The 25,423-nt window shown below is 70.7% G+C and carries 25 protein-coding genes; 12 read left to right on the top strand and 13 right to left on the bottom strand.

What is annotated here, in order from left to right; translation table 11 throughout:
* The first annotated feature begins 11 nt into the window (after positions 1 to 11).
* Positions 12 to 1,583, top strand: coding sequence for a peptide MFS transporter (locus ACW5F0_RS06745; protein WP_456964886.1), 1,572 nt, complete (start codon positions 12 to 14; stop codon positions 1,581 to 1,583).
* A gap of 73 nt (positions 1,584 to 1,656) precedes the next feature.
* Here the strand turns inward: ACW5F0_RS06745 and ACW5F0_RS06740 are convergent, their stop codons facing one another.
* On the bottom strand, positions 1,657 to 3,264 hold the full coding sequence (locus ACW5F0_RS06740; RefSeq protein ID WP_456999340.1) for a sulfotransferase: 1,608 nt from the start codon (positions 3,262 to 3,264) through the stop codon (positions 1,657 to 1,659).
* 16 nt (positions 3,265 to 3,280) lie between these two features.
* A complete protein-coding gene (locus ACW5F0_RS06735) occupies positions 3,281 to 3,775 on the bottom strand; it encodes a MarR family winged helix-turn-helix transcriptional regulator (RefSeq protein WP_456964888.1) in 495 nt (164 codons plus the stop codon).
* Positions 3,776 to 3,851: 76 nt separating this feature from the next.
* Between ACW5F0_RS06735 and hppD the strand changes: the two genes are divergently transcribed.
* The 4 genes from hppD (at position 3,852) to ACW5F0_RS06715 (ending at position 8,086) form a co-directional block, all read left to right on the top strand.
* Positions 3,852 to 4,955, top strand: a complete 1,104-nt coding sequence (gene hppD, locus ACW5F0_RS06730) for a 4-hydroxyphenylpyruvate dioxygenase (RefSeq protein ID WP_456964889.1) — start codon at positions 3,852 to 3,854, stop codon at positions 4,953 to 4,955.
* A gap of 143 nt (positions 4,956 to 5,098) precedes the next feature.
* Complete coding sequence (gene hmgA / locus ACW5F0_RS06725) at positions 5,099 to 6,382, top strand: homogentisate 1,2-dioxygenase (RefSeq protein WP_456965267.1); 1,284 nt, start codon at positions 5,099 to 5,101, stop codon at positions 6,380 to 6,382.
* 99 nt (positions 6,383 to 6,481) lie between these two features.
* Positions 6,482 to 7,099 carry a lectin gene (locus ACW5F0_RS06720; RefSeq protein ID WP_456964890.1) on the top strand — a complete coding sequence of 206 codons (618 nt, stop codon included), beginning with the start codon at positions 6,482 to 6,484 and terminating at the stop codon, positions 7,097 to 7,099.
* A 33-nt stretch (positions 7,100 to 7,132) separates the two neighbouring features.
* Positions 7,133 to 8,086, top strand: coding sequence for a sodium:calcium antiporter (locus ACW5F0_RS06715; protein WP_456964891.1), 954 nt, complete (start codon positions 7,133 to 7,135; stop codon positions 8,084 to 8,086).
* Between the two features lie 9 nt (positions 8,087 to 8,095).
* Here the strand turns inward: ACW5F0_RS06715 and ACW5F0_RS06710 are convergent, their stop codons facing one another.
* The 6 genes from ACW5F0_RS06710 to ACW5F0_RS06685 are packed head-to-tail and all read right to left on the bottom strand — an operon-like array spanning position 8,096 to position 14,009.
* Positions 8,096 to 8,473 carry a Na+/H+ antiporter subunit G gene (locus ACW5F0_RS06710; RefSeq protein ID WP_456964892.1) on the bottom strand — a complete coding sequence of 126 codons (378 nt, stop codon included), beginning with the start codon at positions 8,471 to 8,473 and terminating at the stop codon, positions 8,096 to 8,098.
* Entirely contained in the window at positions 8,470 to 8,754 is a 285-nt protein-coding gene (locus ACW5F0_RS06705) for a K+/H+ antiporter subunit F (protein WP_456965268.1), read from the bottom strand. Before ACW5F0_RS06705 ends, ACW5F0_RS06710 begins: the two co-directional genes overlap by 4 nt.
* A 26-nt stretch (positions 8,755 to 8,780) precedes the next feature.
* Entirely contained in the window at positions 8,781 to 9,272 is a 492-nt protein-coding gene (locus tag ACW5F0_RS06700; RefSeq protein WP_456964893.1) for a Na+/H+ antiporter subunit E, read from the bottom strand.
* Positions 9,269 to 10,819: a monovalent cation/H+ antiporter subunit D gene (locus tag ACW5F0_RS06695; protein ID WP_456964894.1), complete on the bottom strand. Its 1,551-nt coding sequence runs from the start codon at positions 10,817 to 10,819 to the stop codon at positions 9,269 to 9,271. The genes ACW5F0_RS06700 and ACW5F0_RS06695 overlap by 4 nt, the downstream gene beginning before the upstream one ends.
* Positions 10,819 to 11,178: a Na+/H+ antiporter subunit C gene (locus tag ACW5F0_RS06690; protein ID WP_456964895.1), complete on the bottom strand. Its 360-nt coding sequence runs from the start codon at positions 11,176 to 11,178 to the stop codon at positions 10,819 to 10,821. Before ACW5F0_RS06690 ends, ACW5F0_RS06695 begins: the two co-directional genes overlap by 1 nt.
* Positions 11,178 to 14,009 (bottom strand): monovalent cation/H+ antiporter subunit A, encoded by a 2,832-nt coding sequence (locus tag ACW5F0_RS06685; protein ID WP_456999339.1) that lies wholly within the window; start codon positions 14,007 to 14,009, stop codon positions 11,178 to 11,180. The genes ACW5F0_RS06690 and ACW5F0_RS06685 overlap by 1 nt, the downstream gene beginning before the upstream one ends.
* Positions 14,010 to 14,166: 157 nt before the next feature.
* On the opposite strand from ACW5F0_RS06685, the gene ACW5F0_RS06680 reads away from it, so the two are divergent.
* Positions 14,167 to 15,039, top strand: a complete 873-nt coding sequence (locus ACW5F0_RS06680; RefSeq protein ID WP_456964897.1) for an NAD-dependent epimerase/dehydratase family protein — start codon at positions 14,167 to 14,169, stop codon at positions 15,037 to 15,039.
* A 16-nt stretch (positions 15,040 to 15,055) separates the two neighbouring features.
* On the opposite strand, the gene ACW5F0_RS06675 is transcribed toward ACW5F0_RS06680, so the two are convergent.
* From ACW5F0_RS06675 to ACW5F0_RS06665, 3 genes are all read right to left on the bottom strand, one after another.
* A complete protein-coding gene (locus ACW5F0_RS06675; RefSeq protein WP_456964898.1) occupies positions 15,056 to 15,943 on the bottom strand; it encodes a DMT family transporter in 888 nt (295 codons plus the stop codon).
* An 82-nt stretch (positions 15,944 to 16,025) separates the two neighbouring features.
* Positions 16,026 to 16,511 (bottom strand): Mpo1 family 2-hydroxy fatty acid dioxygenase, encoded by a 486-nt coding sequence (locus ACW5F0_RS06670; protein ID WP_456964899.1) that lies wholly within the window; start codon positions 16,509 to 16,511, stop codon positions 16,026 to 16,028.
* A 69-nt stretch (positions 16,512 to 16,580) separates the two neighbouring features.
* A complete protein-coding gene (locus ACW5F0_RS06665; protein ID WP_456999338.1) occupies positions 16,581 to 17,549 on the bottom strand; it encodes a mitochondrial fission ELM1 family protein in 969 nt (322 codons plus the stop codon).
* 80 nt (positions 17,550 to 17,629) lie between these two features.
* On the opposite strand from ACW5F0_RS06665, the gene ACW5F0_RS06660 reads away from it, so the two are divergent.
* The 5 genes from ACW5F0_RS06660 to ACW5F0_RS06640 all read left to right on the top strand — a co-directional run bounded on the left by ACW5F0_RS06660 (position 17,630) and on the right by ACW5F0_RS06640 (position 21,770).
* Positions 17,630 to 18,220: a malonic semialdehyde reductase gene (locus ACW5F0_RS06660; RefSeq protein ID WP_456999337.1), complete on the top strand. Its 591-nt coding sequence runs from the start codon at positions 17,630 to 17,632 to the stop codon at positions 18,218 to 18,220.
* Complete coding sequence (locus ACW5F0_RS06655; RefSeq protein WP_456999336.1) at positions 18,217 to 18,996, top strand: pirin family protein; 780 nt, start codon at positions 18,217 to 18,219, stop codon at positions 18,994 to 18,996. The genes ACW5F0_RS06660 and ACW5F0_RS06655 overlap by 4 nt, the downstream gene beginning before the upstream one ends.
* 66 nt (positions 18,997 to 19,062) lie before the next feature.
* On the top strand, positions 19,063 to 19,257 hold the full coding sequence (locus ACW5F0_RS06650) for a zinc-finger domain-containing protein (protein ID WP_456964903.1): 195 nt from the start codon (positions 19,063 to 19,065) through the stop codon (positions 19,255 to 19,257).
* A gap of 25 nt (positions 19,258 to 19,282) precedes the next feature.
* Positions 19,283 to 20,413 carry a glycosyltransferase gene (locus tag ACW5F0_RS06645; RefSeq protein WP_456999334.1) on the top strand — a complete coding sequence of 377 codons (1,131 nt, stop codon included), beginning with the start codon at positions 19,283 to 19,285 and terminating at the stop codon, positions 20,411 to 20,413.
* Positions 20,397 to 21,770, top strand: coding sequence for an O-antigen ligase family protein (locus ACW5F0_RS06640; protein ID WP_456999332.1), 1,374 nt, complete (start codon positions 20,397 to 20,399; stop codon positions 21,768 to 21,770). Before ACW5F0_RS06645 ends, ACW5F0_RS06640 begins: the two co-directional genes overlap by 17 nt.
* Here ACW5F0_RS06640 and lpxL read toward each other — a convergent pair.
* Entirely contained in the window at positions 21,764 to 22,669 is a 906-nt protein-coding gene (gene lpxL / locus ACW5F0_RS06635; RefSeq protein WP_456999331.1) for an LpxL/LpxP family Kdo(2)-lipid IV(A) lauroyl/palmitoleoyl acyltransferase, read from the bottom strand. The two genes, ACW5F0_RS06640 and lpxL, sit on opposite strands and share 7 nt — an antisense overlap.
* Positions 22,670 to 22,735: 66 nt before the next feature.
* Here lpxL and waaA point away from each other — a divergent pair, with 66 nt between their 5' ends.
* A complete protein-coding gene (gene waaA, locus ACW5F0_RS06630; RefSeq protein ID WP_456964907.1) occupies positions 22,736 to 24,040 on the top strand; it encodes a lipid IV(A) 3-deoxy-D-manno-octulosonic acid transferase in 1,305 nt (434 codons plus the stop codon).
* Positions 24,041 to 24,052: 12 nt separating this feature from the next.
* Here waaA and ACW5F0_RS06625 read toward each other — a convergent pair whose 3' ends face one another.
* Positions 24,053 to 25,408, bottom strand: a complete 1,356-nt coding sequence (locus ACW5F0_RS06625) for a TolC family outer membrane protein (protein ID WP_456999330.1) — start codon at positions 25,406 to 25,408, stop codon at positions 24,053 to 24,055.
* Positions 25,409 to 25,423 lie beyond the last annotated feature (15 nt).

Here is a 25,423-nt window from a genome sequence, read left to right as displayed (position 1 = left end):
CGGAGTACCGAGTGTCCCATCCAGATCACGCTATCGAGGCGCAGAAAACCATCCTGGGTCATCCACGCGGCCTGTTCGTGCTGTTCTTCGCCGAGATGTGGGAGCGTTTCTCCTACTACGGCATGCGCGCGCTGCTGATCTTCTACCTCGTGCAGCACTGGATGTTCTCGGACTCCGACGCCTCGGTGATCTACGGCGCGTATACCGCGCTGGTCTACATCGCGCCGGTCGTGGGCGGCTACCTCGCCGACCGCTACCTGGGGCAGCGCAAGGCGGTGCTGTTCGGCGCCGTGCTGCTGACCTTCGGCCACTTCCTGATGGCCTTCGAAGGCACCGGCGGCCAGGACGCGCCGGAGATGAATATCTTCTGGCTGGCGCTGTCCTTCATCATCGTCGGCTCGGGCTTCCTGAAGGCCAACATCTCGGTGATGGTCGGCCAGCTGTACCCGCGCACTGACATCCGGCGCGACCCGGCGTACACGATCTTCTACATGGGCATCAACCTGGGCGCGATGCTCGGCTCGCTGATCGCCGGCTACCTGGGCCAGACCTATGGCTGGAAGTACGGCTTCGGCGCCGCCGGCGTCGGCATGCTGCTGGGCCTGGTGGTGTTCGTGATCGGCAAGCCGATGCTGATGGGGCGCGGCGAGCCGCGTGATCCGCAGCGGCTTGCGGCGCCGCTGTTCGGCATCCGCTTCGAGTGGCTGCTGTACGTCCTCAGCTTCCTGACCGTGGGCCTGGTGTGGTGGATGATCCAGCACCAGAAGCTGGTCGGCTTCCTGCTGGGTGGCGCGGGCCTGATCCTGGTCGGCTACGTGCTCTACAAGGCGGTGTTCTCGATGCAGCGCGAAGAGCGCAACCGGATCTTCGCCGCGATGTACCTGATCATCGGCTCGATCCTGTTCTGGGCGCTGTTCGAGCAGGCCGGCGCGTCGCTGAACCTGTTCACCGACCGCTCGGTCGACCGCAACATCCTCGGCTGGGAAGTGCCGGCGTCGATGTTCCAGTCGCTGAACTCGATCTACATCGTCTGCCTCGCGCCGCTGTTCGCGATGCTGTGGCTGTGGCTGGCCAAGCGCGGCTGGGAACCTTCGACCCCGGCCAAGTTCGCCATCGGCGTGGTGCTGGTGGGCGCGGGCTTCCTGGCCCTGGTCGCCGGCGCCAACGCGTCGACCGTGGGCGCGACCCCGGTGATCTTCATCTTCGTGATCTACCTGATCCACACCCTCGGCGAGCTGTGCCTGTCGCCGGTCGGGCTCTCGGCGATGAACCGGCTGACGCCGGCGCACATGGCCAGCCTGATCATGGGCACCTGGTTCTTCGCCTCGGCCACCGGCAACTTCGCCGCGGGCCTGATCTCGGCCGCCACCGGCGGCGAGGGCGCGGGCCCGGAGAAGGTGCTGGAGGTCTACTCCAACGTCGGCTGGCTGGCGGTGGGCGTGGGCGTGGTGATGCTGGTGATCGCACCGCTGGTGAAGAAGCTGATGCACCTCGACACCCTGCGCGACGATGACCTCGCGGGGCAGAGCGAACTCGGCGAGCCGGCCGCTGCCGGGATCGACGTCACCGAAGAGCGCCGCTGAGCGACGCCCACGCGTACTCCCGGCATGAGTGACACGCCGCGCCCTCCGGGGCGCGGCTTTTTTTGCGCGGAGTTCAGTCCAGCGTGACCCCGAGGCCCGCCGCTAGCGGGCCGAGGTGATCGCGGTAGGGCAGCCAGTCGGGCGCGCGCGGCGCCCGCAGGCCTGAGCGCACCTGCGCTGCGCTGGCGGTCGCCACGGCGCCACCGCTGCGTTCGGGCTTCAGCACCGAGGGATCGAAGGCCAGGCCGAGATGGTCGAGTACGCGACGCATCGTGGCGTCGGGGTCGCGCAGCAGGTCGTCGTGGCGGACATCGAGCAGCCTCGGGCCCAGTACCCCGCGCCAGTGCGACATCAATGCCGCGTGCGCCTGGTGCCACGCAGCAAGCTCGCGCTGGTCGTAGGACCAGCGCGCGGAGCCGCCATAGAGCATGCGCAGGTTGGAGAAGCACACGTCCATCGGCGTGCGCTCGGTATGGATGAACCGCGCCCGCGGCAGTGCGCGTGCGATGCAGCCCAGCAGCAGGGAGTTGGTGGGCAGCTTCTCCGTCCACAGGCTGCGGCCGCGCGCGCGCCATGCGTTGGCCTCGAGGAAGGCCCGGCCCAGCGCCGGCCAGTCGATCGTTTCCAGGCGCTCGAGCAGGCCGGCGTCGACCAGGCCCTGGCCGCGATGGTCCGCGGCCAGCCGCAGCGCCGCGGCAAAGCCCATGCTTTCGCCGCCCTCGGCCACCGCGGGATGGCCGCCGAGCATGCGTTCGAGCACGGTGGAACCCGAGCGGAACAGGCCGACGATGAACACGGGCAGCTGCGCGCCAGTGCCCGGGTCATGGCCCGGACCGGCCAGGAATCCCGCGTCGCAGCGGTCGCGGATAGCCTCGAGCAGGCGCAGGTCGTCGGCGACGTCGTAGCGCATGGCGGCGCGCTTGGCGCGCATGCCGCGCTCGAGTTCGGGCCAGGCGGCCTCGTGTTCGCCGAGGTCGTGCAGCTCGTCGAACAGGGAGTGGCTGAAATGGATGTCGTGCTCGCTGCCGGGCGCGACGCGTGCGCGCTCGTCGCGCAGGCGGGCGATGCGCGCCCGGGTGCCGGCCACGTCGTGCGCCCGCAGCTGCGACAGCCGGCGGTGGGCATGGGCGAAGTGCGGCGTCACGGCGATCGCCCGGTCCAGGTCCTCGCGGGCGCCGGCCATGTCGCCCAGGAACAGGCGCGTGCTGCCGCGCACGTAGCGTGCGGGGGCGTGGCCGGGTTCGCGGGCCACGGCACGGTCCAGCCACGCCAGCCCTTCTTCGTGCAGGTCCTCGGCGCCGAGCAGGTCCGCCAGCGCGACCATGTCGTCGACGCTGGCGTGATGGGCCTGCGCGGCAAGCGCGAGCGAAAGTTCTGCCAGCGCGCGGGGCTCGTGCAGGTCGCGCAGCAGCCGGGCGAGCGCCAGTGCGTGCGGCCAGGAACGCGGGCCTGCCGCGTGCGCCCGCATCGTGGCCGCGTGCATGTCGCGGTAGGCGCCAGTGCGCGCCAGGGTCTTGGCCAGTCCGATCCACGCCGCCGCATCGCCGGGCGTCGCTTCGGCCAGTCGCGCGTAGGCATCGGCGGCGCCGGCCCAGTCGCAGGCCGCGGCAAGGGCGTTGGCCTCCAGCCAGGCGCTGGCGCCGGGGAATCGGGCGTCGTCGGAACCGGTGTCTGGTCGCATCGTAGTGGTCAGTTCGCTATAGCCCGTAATGTTCGCCGAGTTTGTGCAGCATGCGCGAAAACTGCGCGCGTTCGGACTCGGTCAGCGCCGACAGCAGGTCGCGCTCGTAGCCCAGCGCCACCGGCGCGACCTGGGCATGGATCTCACGCCCGGCGTCACTGAGCTCGAGCACCGAGCGGCGGCGGTCTTCGCCGTCGACCTCGCGGTGCAGCAGGCCGCGTTCCAGCAGGCGGGCCACGGCGCGGCTGACCGCGACCTTGTCCATGGCGCTGCGCTCGGCCACGCCGACTGCGGACAGTCCCGGGAAGCGGCCGAGCACGGCGATGATCCGCCATTCGGTGACCGCGAGCCCGAAGCGCTCCTCGTAGGCCTGGGCGATTTCCTGGCTGACGACGTTGGACAACAAGCTCAGCTGGTACGGAACGAAACGCTCCAGGTCCAGGGCCGCCGCGGCGTCCGTAGAGGGGGCATGGGCATTTGGAGCGTCGGGGAGATCGGCGGGAGGGGTCATTGCTGCGCTGCGCCTTGCAACTGGTTTCATATGAAACTATAACAATGCGTCCCTCCCGTCCACTCCAGGAGCCGCCATGAGCGCCCAGACCCAGGCCAGCACGCAGCCGAACCTCGGCATGCAGGTCACCACCTTCGAAAACCCGATGGGCATCAACGGCTTCGAGTTCGTCGAATTCGCGGCGCCCGCCGGTCGTGCAGATTCAATGCGCGAGTACCTGGAGAAGCTTGGCTTCACCGCGATCGCGAAGCACCGCCAGCGCGCGATCACCCTGTTCCGCCAGGGCACGATCAACTTCCTGCTCAACGAAGAGCCGGACTCCTTCGCCTCCGATTTCGCGGCCAAGCACGGTCCGTCGGCCTGCGGCTTCGCGATCCGGTTCAAGAAGCCGATCCCCGATGTGCTCGAGCACGTGCTCGCAAACGGCGGCGAAAAGGCCGGCTTCAAGCCCGAGACCGGCGCCGTCGGCTTCCCGGCGATCAAGGGCATCGGCGACTGCATGCTGTATCTGATCGACGACGGCAGCAACGACGTCTACGCCGACTACGAGCCGCTGCCCGGCGTCGACCAGCATCCGAAGGGCTTCGGCCTGACCTTCATCGACCACCTCACGCACAACCTGTTCCTCGGGAACATGCAGAAGTGGTCGGACTACTACGAGACGCTGTTCAACTTCCGCCAGATCCGCTACTTCGACATCAAGGGCTCGAAGACCGGCCTGCTGTCGAAGGCGATGACCGCGCCCGACGGCGTGGTGCGCATCCCGCTCAACGAGTCCTCGGACGAGAAGAGCCAGATCAACGAGTACCTGCGCGACTACAAGGGCGAGGGCATCCAGCACATCGCGCTGTTCACCGACGACATCTACGAGTCGGTGGAGAAGATGCGCGAGGCGGGCATCCCGTTCCTCGATACGCCGGACACCTACTTCGACGTCGTCGACCAGCGCGTGCCCGACCACGGTGAGGACGTGGCGCGCCTGCGGAAGAACGCCATCCTCATCGATGCCGACATGGAAACCAAGAAGCGCCTGCTGCTGCAGATCTTCGGCCAGAACGCGTTCGGCCCGATCTTCTTCGAGATCATCCAGCGCAAGGGCAACGAGGGCTTCGGCGAGGGCAACTTCCAGGCCCTGTTCGAGTCGATCGAGCGCGACCAGATGCGGCGCGGCGTGCTCTAAAAGCTTTTTTGCCACGGATCTGCGCGGATGAACGCGGATCAAGCGAAATGCATTATCAAAAGCTTTTGCTCTATCCGCGCTTATCCGCGTAATCCGTGGCCAAACGCTGTTCGCTTTTCCGGGAGACAACCGTGGTCGGATACATGTCGGGGTTTGGCAACGAGTTCGCCACCGAGGCGGTGGCCGGGGCGCTGCCGGTGGGGCGCAATTCGCCCCAGCGCGTGGCGTATGGGCTGTATGCCGAACAGCTGAGCGGCACCGCGTTCACCGCGCCGCGGCACGCGAACCGGCGCAGCTGGCTGTACCGGATCCGGCCGGCGGCGATGCATGGCGAGTTCAAGCCCTGGGCGCAGCCCCGTTTCCATGAGGATTTCGGCCAAGGGCCGGTGACGCCGGACCAGCTGCGCTGGGATCCGCTGCCGATGCCCGGCGAGGGCGAGACGGTCGACTTCGTCGATGGCCTGTCCACCATGGCCGGCAACGGTGGATCCACCGTCGGCACCGGCGTCGGCATCCACATGTACGCGGCAAACGTCTCGATGCAGGGCCGTTTCTTCTACAGCGCCGACGGCGAGCTGCTGATCGTCCCGCAGCAGGGCCGGCTGCGCATCGCCACCGAACTCGGCGTGCTCGAGGTCGAGCCGCAGGAGATCGCGGTGGTCCCGCGCGGGGTGCGCTTCCGCGTCGAGCTCATCGATGGCACGGCACGCGGCTATGTGTGCGAGAACTACGGCGCCATGCTGAAGCTGCCTGACCTGGGACCGATCGGCTCCAACGGCCTGGCCAATCCGCGCGACTTCCTGACGCCGGTAGCCGCGTACGAGGACGAGGAAGGCGAGTTCGAGCTCGTCGCGAAGTTCCAGGGCCACCTGTGGCGCGCCGACATCGGCCACTCTCCGCTGGACGTGGTCGCCTGGCATGGCAACTGCGCGCCCTACAAGTACGACCTGCGGCGCTTCAACGCGATCGGCTCGATCAGCTTCGACCATCCCGATCCGTCGATCTTCCTGGTGCTGCATTCGCCCAGCGACACCGAGGGCGTGAGCAACATGGATTTCGCGATCTTCCCGCCGCGCTGGCTGGTGGCGCAGGACACGTTCCGGCCGCCGTGGTTCCACCGCAACGTGGCAAGCGAGTTCATGGGCCTGATACACGGCGCGTACGACGCCAAGGCCGAGGGCTTCGCACCGGGTGGCTGCAGCCTGCACAACTGCATGACCGGCCACGGTCCGGACGCCGCGACCTTCGAGAAGGCATCGGCCGCCGACCTGTCGAAACCCGACGTGATCGCCGACACCATGGCCTTCATGTTCGAGACCCGGGCGGTGATCCGGCCAACGACGCAGGCGATCGATGCCGCACACCGCCAGCGTGGCTACCAGGCCTGCTGGGCCGGATTGCGCAGGCATTTCAACCCGGACGGCTGATTCGCCGGCGCGGCCCGTGCCCCGCGTGTCCGCCGGCGCCTCCACGTGCGCCCACGCGGTTTTTGTGTAGCCTTGCGTCTCCCCACACGGAGACATCGCATGCGTCCTGTCCACGTCGTTGCCCTGCTCACCCTCGCCCTGGCCGCCTGCAGCGCCGAGCGCACGGCGGACGCCGGCGCCGAAGCGGCGTCGAGCGCGATCGAGGCGATCGAACCCGTGACCGAGCCTGCCGGCGCCGCGGCCGCGATTCCTGCTTCGGGCGATGCACGCATGGATGGCTACGGAAGCATCGAATTCGGCATGACCGCCGAAGAGGCGCGGACGGACTGGACCGGCAATGCGCTGGGCCCCGACGGCGGCCCCGAGGACGTCAACGCCTGCCATCACCTGAGTCCCGCGGGACAGGCGACGCCGGCCGAACTGGCCTTCATGTTCGAAAACGACCTCTTCGTGCGCTACAGCGTCGAATCCGGCGAGCTCACTGCGCCCGGCGGCGGCCGCGTCGGCATGGACGAGGCGACGCTCCAGGGCCTGTACGGCAAGCGGCTGGAGTCGACGGGCCACAAGTACGTCGAGGGCGGCAAGGTGCTGATGAGCGCCCAGGACGCCGGCAGCGTGCCGTCGCGGCTGTTCTTCGAGCTCGGCGCCGACGGTCGCGTGACCAGTTGGCGGGTCGGTCTTGCCCCCCAGATCGGCTACGTCGAAGGCTGTAGCTGAGCCCGGGATCATTGGATTCAATGGAGGCGAGCGATGGGTGAGGCGATCGGATTCACACTGTTGGGACTCCTGTTCCTTGCCCTGGGTGGCGACTCGCTGGTGAAGGGCGCCGCGGGACTTGCCGAGCGCCTTCGCATCCCGCGCTTCGCCGCCGGCCTGGGCCTGGTGGCGGTGGCGACGTCGCTCCCGGAACTCGCGGTCAATGCGCGCGCAGTCGCGTCCGGCGACAGCGCGCTGGCCTTGGGCAACGCGGTCGGCAGCAACATCGCCAACATCGGCCTGACACTCGGCGCCGCCGCGCTGGCGGCACCGCTGGTGCTGCGCTGGCGCGCCCTGTCCCCGCTGTTGCTCGTGCTGCTGCTGGCGACGGTCGCGGTGGGGGGGCTCAGTCTCGATGGCGGCCTGTCGCGCATCGAAGGCGTGGGCCTGCTGCTCGTGTTCGTGGCGGTGGTCGCTTACGCCGCCACGCGCGCCGACGACGAGTCGCCAGAGGTGCGCGCGGAAATCGACGCCTTCGCCGCGACCCGCGGCGGCCTCGGCCTGAACCTGGTGCGCGTGGCGCTGGCCACGGTGCTGCTGTGGTTCGGTGCCGGCTGGATCGTGGCCCAGGTGCCGGTGATCGGCCATGCCCTGGGCATGGACTCGCTGGTCGCGGGCCTGGTGCTGGTGGCGATCGGAACGGCGCTGCCGGAAGCCGCCGCCGCCGTGGCCGGCGCGCGGCGAGGTCAGGGTGACATCGTCGCCGGACACGTGATCGGCTCCAGCCTGTTCAACCTGCTGGTGGTGCTGGGCGGCATGGCGGCGATCGGCGGCATGGTGCCGGTGCCGGCCTCGTTCGTGCGCCTGGAACTGCCGGTGGCGTTCCTGTTCGCGTTGCTGCTGGTACCGCTGCTGCGCGGCAACACCACCATCAGCCGTGGCGAAGGCGGGTTGTTGCTCGCCGCCCTGGTCGCCTGGCTGGTGCTGGAGTTCGCGCTGCTGGCCTGAGCCGCGGCGTCAGTACCCTTCGTCGTCGCTGCCGTCCGGCCGCGGTGGCACGTGCGTGTCCTCGTCGGACTTGCCCGGCAGCTGCGGCCATTCGTCCATGCGCAGCGACAGCGCCGCCTTCGACATCAGGTGCGCACTGATCGGCGCGGTGATCAGCAGGAAGGCGATGATCAACAGCTCTCGCGGTTGCGGGTCGCTGCCCACGAACAGGTGGTAGCCGACCGACGCGGTCAGCACGCAGCCCACGCCGAGCGTGCTCGCCTTGGTTGGCGCGTGCAGGCGGCGGAAGAACTCCGACAGCTTCACCAGGCCGATGCCACCCATCAGGATGAAGAAGGTGCCCACGAGCAGCAGTGCCACCAGCAGCAGTTCCCAGAAGACGTTCATTCGACGATGTCCCTCCGCATGACGTACTTGCTCAGCACCACGGTGCTGACGAAGCCCAGCATGGCGATGATCAGGGCGGCCTCGAAATAGATGGCGGTCCGCAGGTGCATGCCCAGCAGCATCAGCTCGGCGATGGCGGTGACGTTGAGCGTGTCCAGGGCCAGGATCCGGTCGGGCACGGTCGGGCCGCGCAACAGCCGCCAGATCGCCAGCAGCATCGCGGTGCCGACCACGTACATCGATATCCCGATCGTGGTTTCGATGAGGCCGTGGCCGAACAGCTGGATGCCGACGAGTTCGGGAGTGTTCACGGGAAGATCTCCATCAGCGGGCGCTCGTAACGGCGCTTGATGTCGGCCACCAGCTGCGCCTCGTCGGCGAGGTCGAGCACGTGCACCAGCAGGTAGTGGCGGTCATCGGACAGCGCGGCGGTCACGGTGCCGGGGGTCAGGGTGATGCAGCAGGCCAAAGCGGTGATGCCGTGGATGTTGCCGATCTCCAGGGGATACCAGATGAAGCCGGAATGGATGCGGGCCTCGCGGCTCAGGACCTGCTTCGCCACCCGCACGTTGGACAGCAGGATGTCCCACAGCAGCACGACCATGAGCTTGGGCAGCGGGCGGAGGCTGCCGATGCGGGCGAACTCGCGGTCGATCCGGGTCGCGTACAGCGGGATCACCAGGCCCAGGAGGAGGGCCAGCGCCACCTGCGCCGCGTTCACCTCGGAGACCATCAGCAGCCAGAAGACCGTGATCGACAGCGTCAGCGGCAGGGATGGCAGGAGACGGCGGTAGTTCATGGCAGCCTCCTCTGCGGCATCGCGGCGCGCACCTGGTCGACGTAGGTCGCCGGTGCGAGCAGCTGTTCGGCGGTGGCGCGGGTGTAGGCCGTCACCGGGCCCGGTGCCACCGCCATCGCCACGCCGTAGGACAGCAGCAGCATGGTGGCGATGGTCTCCGGCAGGCGCAGGCGGCCGCGCGCGTTGCGCGGGCCGTCACCGGGCGGCGAGGACTGCAGGGGCGCGGGCTTCCAGAAAATGCGGGTCCCGGCGCGGGTCAGTCCCACGATCACCAGCATGCTGCTGCCCAGGATCGCCGGCCACGCCCACTGGATGTCGGCCTCGGGGATCGCCTGCAGCAGCAGGGTCTTGCCGATGAAGCCCGACAGCGGCGGCAGTCCCGCCACCGAGACTGCGCCGACCAGGAACATCACGCCGGCCATCACCCGGACGCCCGGCGCCGGGGCAAATGCCCGCAGCGCGTCGCCGGCGTCGCCGCGACCGCGGCGCACCAGGTCGGCGACCAGGAACAGGGCCGCGGCGACGAAGGTGCTGTGCATCAGGTAGTACAGGCCTGCGCCGATGGTGCCGGCCGAGCGCAGCCCGAAGGCGACGAACAGCGTGGTGGCCGAGACCAGGACCACATAGGCCACCAGCACCCGCAGCCGCGACGCCGCGAGCACGCCCAGCGTGGCCAGGGCCAGCCCGCCGACCGCGGCCGGCAGCATCCAGTCCCAGCCGTAGCCGGCCATCGCGCCCGCGCCGTCGCCGAGCATCAGCGAGCTGACGCGCAGCACCGCGTAGATGCCGACCTTGGTCATGATCGCGAACAGTGCCGCCACCGCCGCCGGGGCGCGGGTGTAGGCTTCGGGCAGCCACAGGTACAGCGGCAGCAACGCGGCCTTGGCGCAGAACACCACCAGCAGCAGGCCGATGGTGGCCTTGGCCAGCAGCAGCGAGCCCGGCGGCACCTCGGCCACGCGCACCGCGAGCTCGGCCATGTTGAGCGTGCCGAACACGCCGTACACCAGGCCAAGCGCGATCAGGAACAGGGTGGATGCGGCGATGTTGAAGGCCACGTAGTGCAGGCCCGCGCTCATGCGCACGCCACGGCCACCGGAGAGCAGCAGGCCGTAGGAGGCGATCAGCATCACTTCGAAGAACACGAACAGGTTGAAGATGTCGCCGGTCAGGAACGCGCCGTTGAGACCCATCAGCTGCAGCTGGAACAGGGCATGGAAGTGCGGCGCGCGCCGGTCCCAGCCCGAGCAGGCGTGCAGCAGGCAGGCGACGCCCAGCAGCGACGTGGTGAGCACCATCAGCGCCGCGAGCCGGTCGACCATCAGCGCGACGCCGATCCGCGCCGGCCAGTCGCCCACCAGGTAGACCAGGATGGAGCCTTCGTTCGCGCGCGCCACCAGAAGGATCGAGGCCAGCAGCGTGGCGAGCATGAACGTCCACGCCACCGAGCGCTGCACCACGGTGCCCACGCGCCGGTGCTCGACGAACAGCGACAGCGCGCCACCGAGCAGCGGCAGCAGGATCGGGAGGATGGGGAGCTGGCTCATCAGCGGTCCCCCCGGTCGTCACGCACGTCGCCGGCATCGACATGGTCGCTGTCGTTGTCGGCACGGCTGCGCATCGCCAGCACGATCATCACCGCGGTCATCGCGAACGAGATCACGATCGCGGTCAGCACCAGCGCCTGCGGCAGGGGGTCGGTGTGGTTGGCGAGCGTCGCCTCCATGCCAGGCTGCAGCACGGGCGGCTTGCCCACGACCAGGCGGCCGCTGGAGAAGATCAGCAGGTTGGTCGCGTACGACAGCAGTGTGAGCCCGAGGATCACGTCGAAGCTGCGTGCGCGCAGGATCAGGTACACGCCGGCGAAGACCAGCACGCCGATGCCGCTTGCGATCGCCATTTCCATCAAGCGGCCTCCCCGGTGATCGCGGAGCGCGTGGCGGGATCGATCGTGCCGCGGTGGGCGATCATCTTCTTGGAGGGCCTGAGGGTGCCCATCATCGACAGGATCAGCATGGTGCTTCCGAACACGACCAGGTAGACGCCCAGGTCGAAGACCGCGGCGCTGGCCAGCGGGATCGTCCCCAGCAGCGGCAGCTCGAGGTCGTAGTGGCCGCTGGACAGGAAGGGCAGGTCGAACACCATGGCCGCCGCGCCGCCGAACAGCGCCACGAGCAGGCCGAGGCCGATGGCGCGGATGTAGTCGAAGCCGAAGCGCGACTCGACCGACTCGGCACCCTGGATCACGTACTGGATCAGCAGCGGCACCGCCAGCGTCAGGCCGGCGATGAAGCCTCCGCCGGGCGCGTTGTGGCCGCGCAGGAACAGGAAGATCGACACCACGAGCGTCAGCGGGAACATCATCTGCGCAAGGTCGGCGGGTACCGGCAGCTTCACCGGTGGCCCGGGCATGATCTTCTCGGGCGCCATGCGCGCGCGGCGCAGCATGGCGTGGACGGCGAGGCCGGCGATGCCGAACACGGTGATCTCGCCCAGGGTATCGAAGCCGCGGAAGTCGACCAGGATCACGTTGACGATGTTGGTGCCCCAGGCCTCGGGCAGCGCGCGCGCGGTGATCTCGGCGGCGGTGCCGTTCATGGCCGGGCGCGTCATCATCGCCCAGGCGAGCCCCGCGGTTCCCACGCCCGCGACCAGCGCTACGGCGCCGTCGCGCAGGCGGCGCGGCAGCGAGCGCGACAGCGGCGAATCCTTGGGCAGGTAGTGCAGGCCCAGCAGCATCAGCGCGACGGTCACCAGCTCCACCAGCAGCTGCGTGAGTGCGAGGTCCGGCGCCGACAGCGCGACGAAGGTCATGCTCACCGCCAGCCCGCAGCCGCCCATGACCAGCACCGCCAGCAGCCGGTGCCGGTACAGCGCCAGGGTGCCCAGCGCGCAGGCGACCAGCATCAGCCACAGCACCCAGGCCAGGCGCACCATCGGCTGGCCGACGAAAATCGTCTCGGGGCGGGGCTCGCCCCAGTTGGCGATGAACGGCGCAGCGCCGGCGGCGATCGCCACCAGCACCAGCCACAGGATGCTGCGCTGCATGCTGCCGTTGGCGACGGTGTGGGTGAAGCGGCGGCCGAGCCGGAACAGCGCCTCGATGTTGAGGTGGAACAGCTTGCGGCCCTGCGACTGGCGCACGATGGCGTGCATGTCCAGCAGCCCGCGCAGGCCCAGGTACAGCAGCACGCCGCAGACCACTCCGCCAAGGCTCATCAGCAGCGGGGTATTGATGCCGTGCCAGACGGCAAGGCTGTAGTCGGGCAGTGCATCCCCAAGCACGCCGCGCGCCGCGGTCTGCAGCGCCGGGCCGATGGTCCACTGTGGCGCGATGCCCACGGCCACGCAGGTGACCACCAGGATCGCCACCGGCACCTGCATGAAGCGCGGTGGCTCGTGGACGTCGTCCTGGACCGCGCGCGGGCCGCGCCCGAGGAAGGTGTCGTAGACGAAGCGGAGGCTGTAGGCGACGCCGAAGGTCGCGAACAGGAACGCGGCGACCGTCACGAAGATGCGCATCGCTTCGTGGCCCTCGATCTCCAGCGCCTGGGCGAAGAACATTTCCTTGGACAGGAAGCCGTTGAGCAGCGGGATGCCGGCCATCGCCAGCGAGGCGATGATCGCCAGCGCGCTGGTATAGGGCATCAGCCGGCGCAGCCCCCCCAGGCGGCGCATGTCGCGGGTGCCGGTCTCGTGGTCGATGATGCCGGCGGCCATGAACAGCGAGGCCTTGAACGTCGCGTGGTTGAGGATGTGGAACATCGCCGCCACCACCGCCATCGGCGTCGACAGGCCGAGCAGCAGGGTGATCAGCCCGAGGTGGGAGATCGTCGAGTACGCCAGCACGCCCTTGATGTCGTGCTGGAAGATCGCGTTCCAGGCGCCCACCAGCAGGGTCAGCGCGCCCACGGTGGTCACCACGTAGAAGAACAGGTCGGTGCCCGCCAGCGCCGGGTGCAGCCGCGCGAGCAGGAACACGCCGGCCTTCACCATCGTCGCCGAGTGCAGGTAGGCCGAGACCGGGGTGGGCGCCGCCATCGCGTGCGGCAGCCAGAAGTGCACGGGGAACTGGGCGCTCTTGGTGAACGCGCCGGCCAGCACCAGGCCGAGGATCCACGGGTAGTACTCATGGGCGCGGATGGCATCGCCCGCGGCCAGCACGGCATCGAGCTCGTAGCTGCCCACGACCCTGCCGATCAACACCACGCCGCCGAGCAGCGCCAGGCCACCGGCCGCGGTGATGGTGAGCGCCATGCGCGCGCCCTCGCGGGCGTCGTCGCGGTGGAACCAGAAACCGATCAGCAGGAAGGAGCTGATCGAGGTGAGCTCCCAGAACACCACCGTGAGCAGCAGGTTGCCCGACAGCACCATGCCCAGCATGGAGCCCATGAAGAGCAGCAGGAAGCAGAAGAAGCGCCGGGTCTTTTCCTGCGGCCCGAGGTAATAGTGGGCGTACAGCACCACCAGGGCGCCGATGCCCAGCACCATCAGCGAGAACATCCAGCCCAGGCCGTCCAGGCGCAGGCTGAAGGCGAGCCCGGCCTGTGGCAGCCATTCGTGCATCGCGCGCGGGATGTCGCCGCCCATCACCGCCGGCGTCAGCCAGACCAGCACCGCAAGCGCCAGCAGCGGCGCCAGGCCCGCGAGCCAAGCGACCGCCCGGGCCGGTGCGTCGCGCAGGATCGCGAGCACCAGCGCCAGCACGAAGGGCAGGGCCAGCATCAGTTCAAGCATCTGTGTCCTTGGGTCTTGCAGGGGGACGCCGCGCTCCGCACGGCACCAGGGGATTCTAGCAGCGGTGGAAATGACCTCCGGTATCGGTGGTCGCATATCCTGAGCCGATGTATTCCATTTCCGACCCTTCGATCGCACCCCTGCGGATGCGACCGGCATGACCGCCGCGCGTGGCCGCGCGCTGCTGTTCGGCGGCAGCGGACAGGTCGGCGAAGCTGTGCTCGCGCGCCTGTTGCTCGCGGGCTGGCAGGTGGATGCGCCGTCGCGTTCGGCGCGCGCGCCGCAGCCGGGGCTGCGCTGGCTGCGCGGCGGATTCGATGCGATGCCGGCGCTGGCGCCGGACTACGACGCCATCCTCAGCTGTGGGCCGCTGGACCGGTTCGCGCAGTGGCAGGCGGCGGCCTGCGTGTCCGCGCCGCGGGTGGTGGCGTTCGGCTCGACCAGCCTTGCGGTGAAGCGTGGGTCGGCCGATGCCGGAGAGCGTGGACTCGCCGCGCGTCTCGCGGCGTCGGAGCGGGCGCTCTTCGAAACGGTGCGTTCCCGCGGTACCGACGCCATCGTCCTGCGTCCGACCCTGGTCTATGGCGCGGGCCGCGACCGGACGCTGAGCCGGATCGCGGCGATGGCGCGGGCACGCGGGCTGTTCGTGCTGCCACGCGGTGCGTCCGGCCTGCGTCAGCCGGTGCACGTCGATGACCTTGCGGCGACCGCGATCGCGGCGCTGGACGCCGAGGCTGCCGGCGGTCACGGCTACGACCTGCCCGGAGGCGAAACGCTGGCCTATCGCGACATGGTGGCGCGCGTGCTCGCGGTGCTGGAACCGCCCGCGCGGCTGGTGGAACTGCCCGCGCCGGTGTTCGCGGCGCTGGCCGCCGTGCTGCGCGCATCCGGCCGCCTGCAGGGGTTCGGCCGCGAAGCGCAGCTGCGGCTGCGGCAGGACCTGGTGTTCGACAGCGCGCCGGCCGCCGCGGCGCTGGGCCACGCGCCGCGTCCGTTCCGGCCCGATGCGACGATGTTCGGCCTCGACTGATCCGATCCGGCAGAAATCAGATGTCGCGCGCCGGCGGCAGCGGCCGCGCCTTCGCCAGCGCGCGCAGCGCGATCGCCACCACGCCTCCCAGCACCAGTGCGCCGCCGATCCACAGCTGCGGCCCGGGGCTGTCGCCCCAGACGAAGATGCCCAGCAGCACGGCCAGCAGCGGCGTCAGCATCAGCCACGGCGTGAGCTGTGCCACCGGGTGGCGTTGCAGCAGCAGGAAGTAGATGCCGTGGCCCAGCAGCGACGCCACCAGCGCCGAGTAGGACACGCCGATCCAGGCCCGGGGGCTCGCCGTCGCCAGCGCCGCAATCCCGCCCGGTTCGAACACCAGGCTGAGCGCAAGCAGCGGCAGTACCGCGATCAGCGCGCTCCAGCCCTGCTGGGTGACCATGCCGATGCCGCCCAGGCGGCGCATCAGCACCGTGCCCAGCGCCAGGAACGCGGCAGAGACCAGCATCGCCAGGATCGCCACCGGCTTCTCGATGATCGAGGGATCGAATCCGATCACCAGCACGCCGATGAAGCTGGCCGCGATCGCGGTGCCGGTGCGCCAGGCGAAGCGTTCGCCCAGCACCACCCAGGCCAGCAGCGCCGACATCGGCACGTAGCTCTGCATCACGATCGCCACCGCCGACAGCTCGCCGGCCAGGCGCAGCGCCCAGAAGCTGAGCCCGAAGTGGAACACGTTCATGCACAGCGCCACGGCGAGGAAGCGCGGCCACTGTTCACGCCGCACGGGCTTCAGGAACGGCAGCAGCACCAGCGCCACGATCGCCATCCGCAGCGCCGTGTACAGGAAGGCCGGCATCTCGAGCAGTGCGTAGGCCGAGAACAGGAAGTTGCCGGCCCAGGCCAGGCAGACGACCAGGATCAGGAAAAGGTCACGTGGGGACATGGGCCATTGTCGCCTGCGCCGCCGCGCGCCGCGCGTGCCCGGCGGCCATCGTCATGGCACGGATCGTTGCGCCGGGGCGCGGCTACCAGCGCCAGCCGAGCCGGCGGTAGAGCTTGGACAGCACCCAGGCCGGGCCGATCAGCAGGTAGACCAGGTCAGTGAGGAAGCTGGGCTTGCGCCCCTCGAGTTTGTGTCCGACGAACTGCGCGATCCAGGCGACCACGAACACGGCCACCGCGAGCCAGAGCAGCCCGCGGGTGCCGAGTTCGCCGTGCAGCCACCAGGTCAGCGCCGACAGCGCCAGGAACACCAACAGCATGCCGGTGCCCAGCAGGCGCGAGCCGCGCTGGTAGAACAGCCAGGCCGCGAACATCGGCAGCGCCGCCCAGATGCCCGGCTTGAACAGGGTGCCGGGCGCCGGGATGCACCACAGCAGCGCGATCACGCTCCACAGGATCGCCGGCACCGCGAAGACGTGGATGACCTGGTTGGTGTCGTTGCGATGGTCGTCGGAATAGCTGGAGAACCAGCGGTCGATCGGACGGTCTGCGTGGCCGGGTGTCGCCATGTGTGGAGCCCTCGACGCGTGTTGGGGCGAGCATAGGACAAACCGGGCGCCGCCGCGCCTGGCGTTCGCTCAGGCCAGCCCCAGCCGCGCGCGGACCTCGGCGGCCACGCGCGCGGTCTCGCGCAGCGGTTGCGCGTTGAAGGACAGGGCCGCGTCGTCGAGCGGGCGGATACGGCCGCGCGCAAGCAGGTCGTCGATGAAGCGGCGTGGCCGTCCGTGCACGGCGTCGGGGCGCTGCACGAAGACCGGTGCTCCGGTCGCGCAGGCTTCGGACAGCATGTTCACCGAGTCGGCCGTGCAGGCGATGCGGTCGGCCCAGGCCAGCAGGCCGGCGTAGGGGTTGGCGCCGTCGGCGTCGTCGACCCACGCCAGGGTCGGCACCTCCCGGGGCCGCGCACGCAATGCCGCGCGCACCGTGTCGGGCGTGCGCCGCGACGCGGTCACCAGCAGGCTGCCGCCGGCGCTGGCGGCCATGCCTTCGGCGCTGGCCATCAAGGCTTCGAAATCGGCGACCTCGAAGCCGGCGTGCGCGCTCGGGCCGCCGACGAGCACCGCGATTCTCGGCGTGGGCAGTGCGGCGATGTCCGGGAAGGCTTCGCGTCCACGCGCCAGCCAGGCGTCGTCGACCGGATGCAGGCTGCCGGCGAGGGTGATGACGTTGTCGCCATGCAGGCCGTCGTGCGCAGGGGCGATCACGAGGTCCCAGTGGCGTGTCGGCAGGCGCGGATCGAGCACCTGCACCACGCGCGCGCCGCACCCGCGCAGGAGGCGCGTGGCCAGCGCCGCCTGGCGCCCACAGCCCACCGCCAGCGCCGGCGGCGCGGCCAGCAGCGTCGCGAATCCGGAGCCGAACGCGTTGCGGTCGCCCGGCAGCCGCCGCGGGGCCAGCCAGCGCCAGGGCGCCTTCGGTGCCAGCACCAGTTCGCCGGGCGCCGGCGACAGCGCCGCGGCCAATGCGTTGGCCTGGCGCGCGTTGCCGGCGCGGCCGTCGCTCAGCGCCAACACGCCTGGCGCATCGCGCTGCGCGTTCAAGACCATGCGTTGCGGCCGTGGGAAGGTGGAGGCATCGCCGGGACTCTACACTGCGGACTTCTGTCATCGAACCACGAGGGATCCTGATGCCCGACGCGCTGCCTGACGCCACGCTTGCCCAGATGTTCCGCGAAGCCCGCACCCACAACGCCATCGGTGGCGAGGTCGGCGACGACACGCTGCGCGCGCTGTACGACCTGCTGAAGTTCGGCCCGACCGAGGCCAACTCCTGCCCGGCGCGTTTCGTCTTCGTGCGCTCGCCCGAGGCGAAGGCGAAGCTGGCGCCGGCGTTGAGCGACGGCAACCGCGACAAGACCCTGGCGGCGCCGGTCACGGTGATCGTGGGTTACGACATGGCCTTCTACGACAAGCTGCCAGTGCTGTTCCCGCATACGGATGCGCGCTCCTGGTTTGCCGGTGCCGAAGAGGCGCGCCTGGAGCGCGTCGGCCTGCGCGGCTCGAGCATGCAGACCGCCTACCTGATCATGGCCGCGCGCGCCCTGGGCCTGGACTGCGGCCCGATGACCGGCTTCGACAACACGATGGTCGACGAGGCCTTCTTCAAGGGCACGGCTGTGCGCTCCAACATCCTCGTGAACCTCGGCCAGGGCGATCCGGCGCAGTTGTTCCCGCGCTCGCCGCGGCTGCCGTTCGACGAGGCCGCGCGCATCGAATGAGTGCGGGACCCGGCCATGCCGCGGGCGCGCCGGCGCTGCGTCCCGCCGCCGCGCGCGGACGCTGGCACCGCGACGGCATCGAAGCGACCGAGGCGTTTTCGCGCGGCGGCGACATCGACCGCGACTGGATGGGCTGGGGCGTGCTGCGCGTGCTGTCGCGGCAATCCTGGGCGCCCGGCGCCGCCCGCGACGACGGCCGCGTGGCCAACATGGAGCGGCTGGTACTGGTGCTGGACGGCGTGCTGGACGTCGACTGCGGCGATCTCGGCCGCCACCGCCTGGAAGCGGGCGGCATGGTGTGGATGGGATCCGGCCATGGTATGGCGTCGCGGCTGGCCAATGCATCGGCCACGGCATCGCTGCAGATCCTGGAGTGCTGGCTGCAGCCGGATCGGGTGAACGCGGCGCCGGCGCTGGACGTGCGTGCCGGCGGGTTTCCGGGTGTGTCCGAGGCCGTCGCGCGTGATTCGTCGGCCGACGCGGACGCCTGGATCACGCTCGCGGCCGCCGCGGGTGCCGGGGACAGCCTGCCGCTGCGCCAGCGGGCGCGGATCATGGGCGCAGGCGTCGACGCCGGTGCCACCCTGGCCCTCCCCGCCGGCAGTGCTGGCCGCTGCTGGCTCGAGGTGCTCGATGGCGGCGTGATCGTCGACGGTGTGCGGCTTGCCGCCGGCGACGGCCTCGGCTGGCCGGTGCAGGGCCCGGGAGCGCCTGTCGCGCTGGTCGGCGCCGCCCCGACGACGGCCCGGGTGCTGCTTTTCCAGCTGCCCGCCTGACCCGGGCCAGGGGCGCGCAGGCGCGGTAAACTGTGCCTATTCCCGCAACTCCCCGGTCACGCCACGATGTCCACCGCCCAGTCGCAGCCCGCCAACGCCCAGACCCGGTACGAGGTGCGCCGCGCCGACCTGCCGCTGAGCTGCCCGCTGCCGTCGATGGCGCTGTGGAACTCGCATCCGCGCGTGTACCTGCCGATCGAGACCGAAGGTGGGCAGTCCGACTGCCCCTACTGCGGCGCCCACTTCGTCCTGGTCGACTGAGCCCGGCTCGGCCCGCCGCCGGCGCATGCTCCGGCCGCTGACCGTCCTGCAGCTGCTCCCGGCGCTGGAGTCGGGCGGCGTCGAACGTTCCACGCTGGAAGTCGCCGCAGCCCTGGTCGCGGCTGGCCACCGCGCGCTGGTGGTGTCCGCCGGTGGACGCCTGCTGCCGGCGCTGCGCGCTGCCGGCGCGGAGCACGTCGAACTCGACATCGGCCGCAAGTCACTGGCGACCCTGCGCCTGGTGGGTCCGCTGCGGCGGCTGCTGGTCGAGCAGGGCGTGGACATCGTGCACGCGCGCTCGCGGTTGCCGGCCTGGATCGGCTGGCGTGCGCTGCGCGGCCTGCCCGCCGATGCGCGTCCGCGGTTCGTCACCACGGTGCACGGTCTCAACTCGCCCTCGCGCTACAGCCAGGTCATGGCCCGCGGCGAGCGGGTGATCTGCGTGTCCGACACCGTCCGCGGACACGTGCTGCGCCACTATCCGCGGACCGCGTCCGGCCGCCTCAGGGTGATCCCGCGCGGCATCGATCCCGCTGAATTCCCGCGTGAGCCGCTGCCTGGCCGCGCCGCCCGCGCGGCTGCGGCGGCTGCAGAGCCATGCCTGGGCGGCGACGGTCCGCTCCTGCTGCTGCCCGGACGCGGCACCCGCCTGAAGGGGCACGCCGATGCGCTCGACCTGCTGGCCACGCTGCGCGCCGACGGTTGCGACGCACGCCTGTGGATGCCGGGCGCGCGTGATCCCGCGCGCGCGGCCTACGTCGCCGAGCTCGAATCGCGCGCCGTGGCGCTGGGCATCGCCGACGCCGTGGCGATCACGCCACCCACGTCCGCCATCGCCGCCGCGTATGCCGCCTGCGACCTGGTGCTGCAGCTCTCGCGCAAGCCCGAGGCCTTCGGCCGCACCGTGATCGAAGCCCTGTCCGTCGGGCGCCCGGTGCTCGGCTGGGACCACGGCGGCGTCGGCGAACTGCTGCACGAACTGCAGCCTGGGGGGGCCGTGCCCGCGTTCGACGCCGCCACGTTGCGCGCCCGTGCACAGGCACTGCTCGCGCGCGACGGATCGCTTCCGGCTACGATTCCCGCGATGGTTCCAGCCCGCTATCTGCTCCGGTCCATGCAGGACGCCACGCTTTCGGTCTATGACGAACTCCGCTGACATCGCACCGCCGGCGCCGCACGCGGCTGCGCCCGGCTGGCGCTGGGCGCCGCACTGGGTGCTGGCCTTCGTCGCGCTGTGGCCGGCCCCGGGCTATGCCGAGGGCGTCATGGTGCTTGGCGCGCTGGCGGCCCTCATCAAACTGATGGCCACGCGCTTCCGCGGCGGCGCGCAGCTGCTCAGCGGTCCGGCGTGGGCATTGACCAGCGTGCTGTTCTTCGCCTACTGGCTGCCGGAGCTGCTGTCGACGGTGGGCTCGGTCGATGCCGGGCGCGCGCTGCGCGAAGCCGCGGCCGACCTGCGCTACCTGCCCTTCCTGTGGCTGGTGGCGATCGCGGTCGCCGACGACCGCGGCCGGCGCCTGACCTTCACCGGACTGGCGGTGATCGCTGCCGTCTGGACGCTCGACGCGCTGGTCGAGGTGGCCTTCGATACCAGCCCGCTGTTCTGGGGCATCGATGTCGCCAAGCAGGCGATCAGCGGCCGGCCGATGTGCAACCTCGACGAACTGGCCGCGGCCGACCGCCTGGGCGGCGTGCTCGGTCCCTGCAACCTCAAGCTCGGCCTGGTGCTGGCCAGCCTGTCGCCGTTCGCCCTCTACGCGGCGGGACGGCGCTGGCATACGGCCGGCTGGGTGCTCGCGGCCGCGGCGATCGGCGTGGTGGTCGTGTTCGCCGGCTCGCGCGCGTCCTGGCTGACATATGCCCTGGTGCTGCTGCTGTCGGGCTGGCGGCTGCTCGGCTGGAGGCGGCTGCTGCTGGTGTTCGCCGCCGGGGTGGCGCTGCTGGTGGCGATCGGCCTGGCATCACCCGAGGTGCGCGGACGCCTGGAGCGGACCACGCATGCCCTGCAGGCCGACGAAACGGGTGTCGATGCCGCGCTGTCCGGACGCGCGCGGATCTGGGGCGCGGCGCTGTGCATGGCGCGCGAGCACCCGGTGAACGGCGTCGGCGTGCGCGGCTTCCGCGAGGCCTTCCCGGCCTGCGATCCGGAAGACGGCGCGGTGGCCGCCTGGGGCGAAGGACCGGCGCTGCACGCGCACCAGATCGTGCTCGAGGTGCTGAGCGAAACCGGCATCCTCGGCCTGCTGCTGTGGCTGGCCGGCGCGGCACTCGCGCTGCGCGCCTGGCGCTACGCGAGCGCAGCGGCGCGCGAACGGGCACGGCCGGCGATGCTGGCGCTGTTGGTGACGGTGTTCCCGCTCAACACCCATCTGGCCTTCTATTCGACCTTCTGGGGCGCGTTGACCCTGATGCTGGCCGCGCTCTACGCCGGCAGCCTGCTGGCGCGCGCGGGCCAGGGGCCCGCGGACACTGTCCCCGCCCAACCGGCTCCGCCGATGCCCTCGCCTCAGTAGGCCGAGCTGCCGTCGGGCTGCCGCTTGAAGCGGCGGTGGATCCACAGGTACTGCTCCGGTGCCGCACGCGCCATGGTTTCGATCGCGGCCATCACCTCGGCGGTGTCCGCGGTCGCATCGCGCGAGGGGTAGTCCGCGCTCGCCGGGAAAAGGCGCAGGGTGTAACCGCCATCCTCGCGCCGCGCGTGCTGGAAGAAGAGCACCGCCGCGCCAGACATGCGCGCGAGCTGGTGGGTCGAGGTCAGGCTGTGCGCGGGCTGGCCGAAGAAGGGCACGTACACGCTTTCACCGCGGCTCGGGTCCTGGTCGGGTGCGTACCAGAGCAGGCCGCCACGCTTGAGATGGCGCACGGTGCCGCGCAGGTCCTGCTTGGGGAACATCGCCGCGGCGTAACGCATGCGTCCACGGCGCACCGCCCATTCCATCGCCGGCTGCGCATGTGGCCGGTACATCCCGGCCAGCGGCGCGTAATCGCACATCAGGCGTCCGCAGACCTCCAGCGTGGTGAAGTGGCCGCTGACCACGATCACGCCGCGGCCATCTGCGCGCGCGGCGTGCATGTGCTCCAGGCCCTCGACCACGAGGCCGCGGCGCAGCGGTGCCACTGAACCCCACCATGCGCGGGCGAACTCGAACAGGCCGATGCCGATGGATGCGAAGTGGCGGCGCAGCAGCGCTTCGCGCGCAGCGGCATCGAGTTCGGGGAAGCAAAGCTCCAGGTTGCGCGCGGCCACCCGCTGGCGCGACGGCAGCACGCGCCGCAGCAGTCCGCCGATGCCGCGCCCCAGTGCACGCTGCAGCGGCCAGGGCAGGCGCGCGAGCAGCGCCATCGCACCGATTCCCAGCCAGGTCGGCCAGTGCCGCGGTCCCAGCGGCGGTTTTTCCGGATGTTCGGCCATGCAGGGATTCTACGGTGGGGGCGATGCATGCGCCCGCTGCCACGGCGGCTTCGCTATCCTTGCGGCATGGAGGCAGCCCCCCGTGACCGCGCCGTCGAACGCCTGCTGCGCGGCCTGTATTCGGCGGCGCTCTACCTGCTGGTGCCGGTCACCGTGTACCACCTGATCTGGCGCGGCTTCCGCCAGGCCGAGTACCTCGAACGCTGGGGCGAGCGCTACGCGGCCTATCGCGCGCCGCCGCTTGCGGATTGCGTCTGGGTGCACGCGGTGTCGGTGGGCGAGGTCAATGCCGCCGCGCCGCTGGTCAATGCCCTGCTCGAGCAGCGGCCCGACCTGCGCCTGCTGGTCACCACCATCACCCCGACCGGATCGGCGCGCGTGCGTGCGCTCTGGGGCGAGCGCGTCGACCATGTCTACCTGCCCTACGACCTGTCGGGTGCCGTGCGTCGCTTCCTCGACCACTTCCGCCCGCGGCTGGCGCTGGTGCTCGAGACGGAGCTCTGGCCCAACCTGCTGTTCTGCTGTCGCGACCACGGCATCCCCGCCTACCTGGTCAACGCGCGCCTGTCCGAGCGCTCGCTGCGCGGCTACCGCGCGCTGCGCCCGCTGATCGGCCGCGCGCTGCGCACGCTCACGCGCGTGGCGGCGCAGTCGGACGCCGATGGCGCGCGCTTCGTGCGCCTTGGCGCGAGCCCGGACGCGGTGTCGGTGCTGGGCAACCTGAAGTTCGACATCACCGTCGATGACGCGGCGCGCCGTACCGCGGCTGCCTTCGCGGAGCACAGCGGCGGGCGCCCGGCGTGGATCGCCGCCAGCACCCATCCCGAGGAAGAGGCCGCGGTGATCGCCATCCATCGCCGGCTGCGCGAGCGCTGGCCCGACCTGTTGCTGCTGTGGGCACCGCGCCATCCCGAGCGCTTCCGCCCCGTGGCCCAGGCCTGCGTCGAAGCCGGCTGGCGCGTGGCCACACGCAAGCTCACCCGCTGGCCGGACGGCGGCGACGATGTCTTCGTGATCGATACCCTGGGCGAGCTGGTGCACTTCTACGCCTGCGTGCAGGTCGCCTTCGTTGGCGGCAGCCTGCAGGCGGTGGGTGGGCACAACCTGCTCGAACCCGCGGCCCTGGGCGTGCCCGTGGTGACCGGCCCGCACCTGCACAACTTCGTCGACATCGCACGGCGGATGGACGAAGCCGGCGCGCTGCGCATCGGCGTCGATACCGATGCCGTGGGCAACGCGGTGGGCGAACTGCTGGGCGACGATGCCGCGCGTGCGGCGATGTCGGCCGAAGGCCTGCGCCTGGTGCAGGAGGGCCGCGGCGCGCTGGCACGGACCCTGTCGATGATCGCGCCGGAGCTGCCTCCGGCGTGACCGCGGCGGTGCTCAGCCGTTGCTGCTGGTGCCCGGCTGCGTCGGCGGCGTGGCGGCGTCGACGGTGAGCAGGCGGTTGATCTCCTGCACGTCGGCGATGCTCAGCGTGCCCGCGGCCTGGGCCAGCAGCAGGCGGTTCTGCAGGAAGTTGTAGCGCGCCAGCGCGTACTCGCGCTCCGCGTTGAACAGGTTCTGCTGGTTGATCAGGACGTCGACCACCGTGCGGGTGCCGACCTCCAGGCCGACCTGCGAGGCCTCGTGGGCGCTGCGTGCCGAAATGAGGGCCTGTCGGCGTGCTTCGATTTCGCTGACCCCGGCCACCACCGTCTGGTAGGCGTTGCGGGTGTTGCGGTCCAGCGCGCGGCGCGACTGCTCGAACTGCTGCTCGGAGATGTCGCGGCGCGACAGCGCCTGGCGGACCTGCGACTGGGTGGCGCCGCCCGCGAAGATCGGCACGGTCAGGGTGAGGCCGACGCTGTGGCCCTCACCCGTGGTCGTGCCGGCGCCGCCGCCGGTGCCGAGGTCGCCCCAGGCCGCGCCGTTGTCGTAGCCGGCGCCAAGCGTCAGCCGCGGCAGGTGGCCGGAGCGGGCGGTGGTGACGCCGTGCTCAGCGGCGCTGACGCTGTACTCGGCGGCGCGCAGCGACGGGTTGTTCTCCATGGCGGCTGCGAGCCAGCGATCGAGGCCGCCGGCTTCCGGGGCCTCGGGCTGGAAATCCTCGGGCAGCGCGCGGAGCTCGCGCACCGGGCGGCCGGTGATCTCGGCCAAGGCCTGGTAGGCGTCCTCGAGCGCGTTGCGCGCAAGGATGGCGTTGGCCCGCGCGGCGTCGTATTGGGCGCGCGCCTCGTGGACGTCGGTGATCGGCGCCAGGCCGACCTCCAGGCGCTTGTCCGCGAAGTCGTACTGCTTCTGCAGCGCGGCTTCGGCGGCTTCGGAGGCGGCCAGGGTCTCGATCGCGACCAGGACGTTGAAGTAGGCGGCCGAGGTGCGCGTGATCAGTTCGTGGTTGGCGGCGTCGAGATCGAAGCCGGCGGCGGTGTCCAGGTCGCGCTGCGCGCGCAGGTTGGAGATCGCGCCGAGGTCGAATACCGTCTGGCTGAGGTCCACGCCGACGCTGCGCCTGCGCGCGTCGCCGTCGAAGCCGGCCTCGTAGCTGCGGCTCAGCGATGCGCTGCCGTTGATCTGCGGCAGCAGCACGGCGCGGGCCTGGACGCGGCCCTCGCGGCTGATGTCGCGGTTGCTCTCCGAGATCGCCAGCAGCGGATCGCTGCTGCGCGCCAGCTCGTAGGTCTGCAGCAGGTCTTCGGCCGATGCCGCGGCGGGCACGAGGGCGAGGAGGAGTGCGAGGGCGAGGGGGCGACGGATCATCAGGGGGAGTCCTTG

The organism is Luteimonas sp. A534 (assembly GCF_054072805.1).
The sequence above is the reverse complement of the archived record's forward strand: the minus strand, read 5'-3'. Positions and strand labels throughout refer to the sequence as shown.

Coding starts and splice junctions, on each gene's coding strand:
- ACW5F0_RS06740 (WP_456999340.1), bottom strand. CDS start 3,264: ATGCGACCAGACACCGGTTCCGACGACGCCCGATTCCCCGGCGCCAGC.
- ACW5F0_RS06735 (WP_456964888.1), bottom strand. CDS start 3,775: ATGACCCCTCCCGCCGATCTCCCCGACGCTCCAAATGCCCATGCCCCC.
- hppD (WP_456964889.1), top strand. CDS start 3,852: ATGAGCGCCCAGACCCAGGCCAGCACGCAGCCGAACCTCGGCATGCAG.
- hmgA (WP_456965267.1), top strand. CDS start 5,099: ATGTCGGGGTTTGGCAACGAGTTCGCCACCGAGGCGGTGGCCGGGGCG.
- ACW5F0_RS06720 (WP_456964890.1), top strand. CDS start 6,482: ATGCGTCCTGTCCACGTCGTTGCCCTGCTCACCCTCGCCCTGGCCGCC.
- ACW5F0_RS06715 (WP_456964891.1), top strand. CDS start 7,133: ATGGGTGAGGCGATCGGATTCACACTGTTGGGACTCCTGTTCCTTGCC.
- ACW5F0_RS06710 (WP_456964892.1), bottom strand. CDS start 8,473: ATGAACGTCTTCTGGGAACTGCTGCTGGTGGCACTGCTGCTCGTGGGC.
- ACW5F0_RS06700 (WP_456964893.1), bottom strand. CDS start 9,272: ATGAACTACCGCCGTCTCCTGCCATCCCTGCCGCTGACGCTGTCGATC.
- ACW5F0_RS06695 (WP_456964894.1), bottom strand. CDS start 10,819: ATGAGCCAGCTCCCCATCCTCCCGATCCTGCTGCCGCTGCTCGGTGGC.
- ACW5F0_RS06690 (WP_456964895.1), bottom strand. CDS start 11,178: ATGGAAATGGCGATCGCAAGCGGCATCGGCGTGCTGGTCTTCGCCGGC.
- ACW5F0_RS06685 (WP_456999339.1), bottom strand. CDS start 14,009: ATGCTTGAACTGATGCTGGCCCTGCCCTTCGTGCTGGCGCTGGTGCTC.
- ACW5F0_RS06680 (WP_456964897.1), top strand. CDS start 14,167: ATGACCGCCGCGCGTGGCCGCGCGCTGCTGTTCGGCGGCAGCGGACAG.
- ACW5F0_RS06675 (WP_456964898.1), bottom strand. CDS start 15,943: ATGTCCCCACGTGACCTTTTCCTGATCCTGGTCGTCTGCCTGGCCTGG.
- ACW5F0_RS06670 (WP_456964899.1), bottom strand. CDS start 16,511: ATGGCGACACCCGGCCACGCAGACCGTCCGATCGACCGCTGGTTCTCC.
- ACW5F0_RS06665 (WP_456999338.1), bottom strand. CDS start 17,549: ATGGTCTTGAACGCGCAGCGCGATGCGCCAGGCGTGTTGGCGCTGAGC.
- ACW5F0_RS06660 (WP_456999337.1), top strand. CDS start 17,630: ATGCCCGACGCGCTGCCTGACGCCACGCTTGCCCAGATGTTCCGCGAA.
- ACW5F0_RS06655 (WP_456999336.1), top strand. CDS start 18,217: ATGAGTGCGGGACCCGGCCATGCCGCGGGCGCGCCGGCGCTGCGTCCC.
- ACW5F0_RS06650 (WP_456964903.1), top strand. CDS start 19,063: ATGTCCACCGCCCAGTCGCAGCCCGCCAACGCCCAGACCCGGTACGAG.
- ACW5F0_RS06645 (WP_456999334.1), top strand. CDS start 19,283: ATGCTCCGGCCGCTGACCGTCCTGCAGCTGCTCCCGGCGCTGGAGTCG.
- ACW5F0_RS06640 (WP_456999332.1), top strand. CDS start 20,397: ATGACGAACTCCGCTGACATCGCACCGCCGGCGCCGCACGCGGCTGCG.
- lpxL (WP_456999331.1), bottom strand. CDS start 22,669: ATGGCCGAACATCCGGAAAAACCGCCGCTGGGACCGCGGCACTGGCCG.
- waaA (WP_456964907.1), top strand. CDS start 22,736: ATGGAGGCAGCCCCCCGTGACCGCGCCGTCGAACGCCTGCTGCGCGGC.
- ACW5F0_RS06625 (WP_456999330.1), bottom strand. CDS start 25,408: ATGATCCGTCGCCCCCTCGCCCTCGCACTCCTCCTCGCCCTCGTGCCC.